We start from the raw sequence: 6,277 nt of genomic DNA on the forward strand, positions 1-6,277 counted from the left end.
CTATCTATAAAATTGCCAAATTCGATCGGGCTTCTTGTCAGTAGCGAGCAATTCGAGGCCCTAGCATTGGCAAATCCGGACTTGAGATTAGAGAGAACCGCAGAAGGAGAATTAATAGTGAATCCACCTAGAGTAGGAGAATCAGGTCAGAGAAACCTTAGTATCAGTACGCAACTAGGCAACTGGTGCGAAACACACTAAGATTTAGGAGAAGGCTTTGACTCTTCTACTGGATTCATCCTCCCCAACGGTGCTCGCCTTTCTCCCGATGTTTCCTGGGTGAGTCGAACTCGCTGGGAAGCCTTGACACCAAAACAGCGCAAAGGCTTTGTTACCCTGTGTCCCGACTTTGTAGTAGAATTGCGATCGGCATCCGATAGTCTCTCCACCCTTCAAACTAAGATGCGGGAATATATGGACAACGGCGCCAGATTGGGCTGGTCGATCGATCGGCAAAACAGGCAAATAGAGATTTATCGACACCAAGCAGAAGTAGAAATATTAATCAATCCTGCCGAGTTATCTGGGGAAGACGTATTGCCAGGATTTGTGTTGAATTTAAGGCAAGTAATGATTATTTTGGGGTAAGAAAACGGCATTGCCGTGTCCTCCGGTATTGTTTTTTTAACTTTTGGAAAATAGACGCATTTTGGCGATCGATCGGTTTACCGAAAATTCCTTTTCAACGAGGTAAACTAGATGTGATGCCAGCTTAATAGCCCTATTTTTCTGCCTAATAGTTCGGTTGCCTTGAAGCTGTCTACAGCTTTAGAAAATAAATATCCTTGCCCCAACTCACACCCCAACTCTCGCAGTTTCTGTAGCTGTGTTGGCGTTTCTATACCTTCTGCCACGATATCCATACCTCGGCTGCGAGCCAGCGTCACGATCGTCTGAATAATTTCTACGCCACTGTTGTCTGCCCCAATGCGGCTGACAAAAGAGCGGTCAATCTTTAAAGTATCAATGGGAAACTCGTGTAAGCGGCTTAAAGAAGAGTAGCCCGTGCCAAAGTCGTCGATACACAACAGAATGCCTAGAGCTTTTAGCTGCTTCAACATCTTTTCTTCCCTTGATACTGTTTCTAAAATGCAACTTTCAGTAATCTCTAGTTTGAGAGAGTAGCTTGGAATTCTAGTCTGCTGCAAAAGCTCCTCAATTCGATTGAGTAGGTTTACTTGCTTGAGCTGCACGGCGGAAAGATTGACATTAATCGCCAAGGGAGGTGTTTGGGGAAACTGTTGCTGCCAAATACTCATCTGGTGACAAGCTTCCTGCAAAACCCACCACCCCAGTTCATTGATCAAACCAGTTTCTTCCGCCACAGGGATAAACTCGGCAGGCGGGTAGATCTTACCAGATGGGTGATACCAGCGCACCAAAGCTTCAAAGCCACTGAGTTGCCCCGTACAAAGCGAGACAATTGGCTGGTAGTGAAGGCAAAATTCTTGTAGCGCGATCGCCCTTCTCAAGTCATTCTCCAACTGCAAGCGCGTCATCGCAACAGTTTGCATCGCTGGATCGAAAACTTCGTAACGCCCTCTGCCTTCAGCTTTAGCATAATACATTGCGATATCCGCATCTCTGAGCACGTCTTCTGGGCGATCGTAACCCATTGTGCTCAGAATAATGCCAATGCTGACCTGAGTAAATACTTCATAATCATTCAAATTAAACGGCTGCCTTAATTGGTTTTGGATGCGTTCGGCCACCCTGATTGGTTCATCAAGATCTTTAATATCTTCTAGCAAGAGCACAAATTCATCTCCTCCAAACCGCGCAACTACATCTGTGTGGCGTAAAGAAGCTTGCAGTTGACGAGCAACGCTTTTTAGTAATTCATCCCCAACCAAATGTCCGAGGCTATCATTGACAACTTTAAAGCGATCGAGGTCAATAAATAGCACCGCATATAAATAATCTTTACGTCTGTATGACAAGTCGATCGCCTGTTGGAGGCGATTCATAAACCAAGCACGGTTGGGCAAATCCGTTAGTGCGTCGTGAAAAGCATCATGTCCTAATTTTTTTTCCCTTTGCAACAACAGAACTTGAGCCTGTTGAAGCTCGTTGCAGGCTTGTCTAAGTTCAGCCGTTTGAGAAGCCACCCGTTCCTCTAATTCAAAAGTGAGTTTCTGCAAGGCGGCTTCCGCCTCTTTTCGGGCTTCAATTTCCTCTTTGAGAAGCACATTTTGCTCTTCCAGGGTCTTGGTCAAATTTCGCAGTCTCAGGTGTAGCTGCACGCGGGCTAGGACTTCCTCTTGCTGAAAGGGTTTGGTGATATAATCTACTGCCCCCATTGACAGACCTTTAACCTTATCCACGCGATCGGTAAGACATGTCATAAAAATCACAGGGATATCTTTCGTTGCCACCGATGCTTTTAAGCGGTAGCAGGTTTCAAACCCATCTATCCCCGGCATCATCACATCTAACAATATGATATTTGGCGAAACTTCTTGTAGCTTTTCAATAGCACTTTCCCCATCCTTAGCAACTAAAACCTTGAAGCCTGACTCCTTAAAAAAATCGAACAGAAGTTTGAGGTTATTCGGGTGATCGTCAACAATTAAAATTACATTGTCTTTTGGGGTAAGCATTTTATTTTCCAAAATGTGTTTTTACAAAAGCTAGTATTTCTTTTTCTTCAAAATTTTTGGCAAATTGCAATAGTTTGTTAGCAAAGGGTAGATAGTTGCCGTGTATCTGCTTGAGTCTATTGGCTTCCTGCTCCACAGCTTCAATATCGCCGATTCGAGCCGCATTAAATAGCGCTACAAGCTCTGTTGATGGCGGTATCACCAGCTCACCACTTTGAACATTTAATAAATTAGTGAAACCTTCCTGCTGTTCGTTCGCCAAATCAGCAGGTTGCTCGTAAATCCATTCTATTTGCAAGTAAATCTTTAATACTTCTAGCAATTCTTCTACTTGGATAGGCTTTGACAGGAACTCGTTACAACCTGCTTCTTGGCTATTTTGCCGATCGAAGTTAAACACGCTAGCGCTGGATGCTATCAATATTACATCTTTAAACTCTGATGATTTCCGAAAGCGCCGGGACATTTCCAATCCATCCATTCCTGGCATCACTAAGTCTGTAATAATCAGATCTGGTTGAAAATCAGTGGCTTTATCTAAACCGTCTTGTCCATTACAAGCTTCCATAATTTTAAAACCTAGCGGTTCTAAAAGATTCTTAATAAAACCTCGATTCTCGCATCGATCGTCTACTAACAAAATTTTATTTTTATTTCCTTTGAAACCCCTTAAATTGGTCGAATTATTCCTCGAACGTTGAGCAATATATTCGGATGATTCAGTCAACTCTAAATCAAGGGAAAAAGTGCTGCCTTTACCGAGTCTACTTTCGACTTTTATTTCGCCTCCCATCATTTGAACAATTTTCTGTGCGATGGCTAATCCTAACCCGGTGCCTTCAGCCTTCTGCTGGCTATTTCCGACTTGCTCAAACGGTAAAAATATTTTTTCTAACTGTTCTGGTGCCATCCCAACCCCAGTATCTTCGATATAAAAACGAATTTTAGTAAGTGGTGATTGGTCGGAGTCTTCCCCATTACCTATTACGCCTACCTTAAAAATAACACCTCCTTTTTCTGTAAATTTAATAGCATTGCTCAAAAGGTTAATCAAAACTTGGCGCAGTCGTTTTTCATCAGCATTGACAGCGTTAGGAAGTTGATTTAATACTTGATAATTAAATATAATTTCTTTTTGTTCAGCTCGGATGCGGCAGATTTCTACAACCTCGATCAGAAAAGAAGGAAAATTAAAAGTTGAACTGTAAAGTTCCATTTTACTGGCTTCAATTTTAGAAATGTCTAAAATATCGTTAATCAGGGTGAGCAAGTGCGAACCACAATGGTGAATAATTTGGATAGCATCTTTTTGTTGAGGAGTGGTACTTTTATCGCGTTCCATAATTTGAGCGTATCCTAGAATCCCGTTCAGGGGGGTGCGGAGTTCATGGCTCATGTTGGCGAGAAACTGGCTTTTGGCGTGGTTAGCAGTATCAGCGGCAACTTTTGCCTCTTTTAGCTCACTTGTCCGTTCTTCTACTCGATTTTCTAACTCTGAGTTAGTATTTTCTAAAGCAGCAAAAGACTCGCGCAATTGCTGTGCCATTTGGTTAAAAGATTGAGCGAGAATTCCCAGTTCATCTATGCCATTTACCTCTACTTCTTGGTCTAATTGACCGCTAGCGATCGCTCTACTTGCTTTACTCAAACGAAAAATAGGATGGGTAATCCAGCGGGAGGCGAGGATTCCTAACAACGTCGCTAGCACTAACGCTAAAATGCAGAGTAGGACTGTGCTGCGGCTATTGGCATTGATTTGCTCCATAAAGTCGGCTTCTGGAACGACTACAACAATCAGCCAATCAAGACCTCGACCATCTTGGAATGGGGATACTTGCACGAATTCCCGCTGGCCATTTAGGATGAAGTCTAGTTGCTGGTTGCTGTCAATTTCGTTGAAGTTACCAAAGCGTTCTATTAAATGCTGCGCTGTACCCTCGATCAAAGGTACGCTGCTTTCAATCGCTTTTAATCTTTGCGTTTTTTTGCTATTTTTTGTGTTAATAAATGGCTTCTCGGCGGTGGAAGAAGCCACTAGCAAGCCCGAGCGTTCTATTATGAAAGTCTTGCCAGATTTACCAATTTTTAAACTTTGGAGAAAATCGCCGATTTTTGAGAGAAATAGATCGGTACTTACAACTCCTCGAAAAGTGCCATTTTTGTCGTAAACAGGTTGGCTAGCGGAGATTCCTAGGCTAGGTTGAATAAAATATTGATAAATTTTATTCCATTGGGGTTTGCCTGTAACTTTTGCGGCTTTATACCAGCCTCGAATGCGGGGGTCGTAGTCTGGGTGGGTTTCCTTAAACTGAGTCGGGTTGCCCTCTCTATCTACGCTGACGATCGTATCGATAAAATTAGTAGAGCGATCGGTTATTTCAATAACAACAGTGCCATCATCCTTATATCCAGCACCTGCAAATTCTTTTTTTTCGCCTCCAAAACTGATGTAATTAACGGTGGAAAATTGCTTGAGCTGCCAGAAAAAGTAACTTCTCATCGAACCCATATTGTCTGGATTCCACAACCCAAAGCGGCGAATAGCATCGACGCTGATGGCATTGACCAAGTGGGGCGTTTCCAAGTAAGTGTTTAGTTGTTGGTTGATGCGGGCGAGTACCTCTGTTCGTAATTGGCTAGTAACGTTGTTGACGGCAGTTTTGCCGTTGCGTAGAGAGAGCCAACCTGTCAGTCCCACAGCGGCAAAGATTTGCAGGACAAATGGTACGACTAAGACGAGGCGCAGCGGGATTTTTTGAGGGCTTTTTGCAAGTTCATGCTCACTTGCGATTAGTGTCATGGCGGAGTCATTTTAGTATGTGGATTGTTTCAATAACAACAGTCGCTCACTGTTGCTTATTTAAAGTTAGTTCTAGGGAAATTATTGATTCCCTCTCTCTTTAAAGCCAATTGATTTCATAATATCTTATTGTTGAATAACTGGAGTGAAATGAGCAGCTAATACTGGTACAGTTGACAAATTTATGAAAAAAAAAACAGCTACCCCATTTAAGACTGAAGTTCCCTAAATCTCAAACGCGGTATATTTTGCTTGGGGTGGCAGTGTGAGCCTACGTGCAGATTGCATTGATATTGAGTACACCTCCATTCACTTGTAGGTCTTGACCTCAATCCTAATTGATCTAAGCATACAATTATAGTCAGGGCTTACGCGCGATACGGCCTGAAACCCACCTCCCTCGTGCTGCGCTTAAAAAGAGGGGAACGGCTTGAAAAAGGGGTACTTGAAAGCCTACTTGGGAAGGGGCTTTGGGGTATCTATGCGTAAGTCCTAAGCTTACGCCAGCTTAATAGCGGTTTTAAACGGGATCGGTGGCCCGTCCCACAAGGATTCTAAAACTGAGGAAATGGCAAACTAGATGCACAATAGCTTAATAGTCTATAGTGCATAGTAGCTAAATCAACCCTAAACTCAACAGTGCCATGAGTTCAGGTTGAATCAGATGCAAAACATAAAAAGATTTGATTGCACGGGCGATCGCCGGAAACATAGGGGGCTGACCGAGATAGCGTTGAAATCCGCTGTTTGCCAGTTTCGTTTTTTCTTCCAGGCATACGTCTAATCTCCCACACCCCATCTAAGGAATGAAAATTTAATAACATCAGCGATGTATAATAAATAAATGAGTGAATATGAATAGGTTTATGTTTCGGTA

At 42.9% G+C, this 6,277-nt stretch carries 2 protein-coding genes and 2 pseudogenes; 1 reads left to right on the forward strand and 3 read right to left on the reverse strand.

The genetic code is table 11. The annotated features are described in order from the left end of the window. Positions 1-6: 6 nt before the first annotated feature. Positions 7-588, forward strand: a pseudogene (locus QUA54_RS24560) (Uma2 family endonuclease). 107 nt (positions 589-695) lie between these two features. Here the strand turns inward: QUA54_RS24560 and QUA54_RS24565 are convergent. The 3 genes and pseudogenes from QUA54_RS24565 to QUA54_RS24575 all read right to left on the reverse strand — a co-directional run. Then, positions 696-2,600 (reverse strand): EAL domain-containing protein, encoded by a 1,905-nt coding sequence (locus tag QUA54_RS24565; protein ID WP_333416689.1) that lies wholly within the window; start codon positions 2,598-2,600, stop codon positions 696-698. A gap of 1 nt (position 2,601) precedes the next feature. Beyond that, positions 2,602-5,400 (reverse strand): ATP-binding protein, encoded by a 2,799-nt coding sequence (locus QUA54_RS24570; protein ID WP_333416690.1) that lies wholly within the window; start codon positions 5,398-5,400, stop codon positions 2,602-2,604. A 650-nt stretch (positions 5,401-6,050) separates the two neighbouring features. Further along, a pseudogene (locus QUA54_RS24575) lies at positions 6,051-6,277 on the reverse strand (hypothetical protein); the annotation flags it as partial.

The sequence above is a fragment of the Microcoleus sp. MOSTC5 genome (genome assembly GCF_036701825.1).
GTDB lineage: Bacteria > Cyanobacteriota > Cyanobacteriia > Cyanobacteriales > Microcoleaceae > Microcoleus > Microcoleus asticus.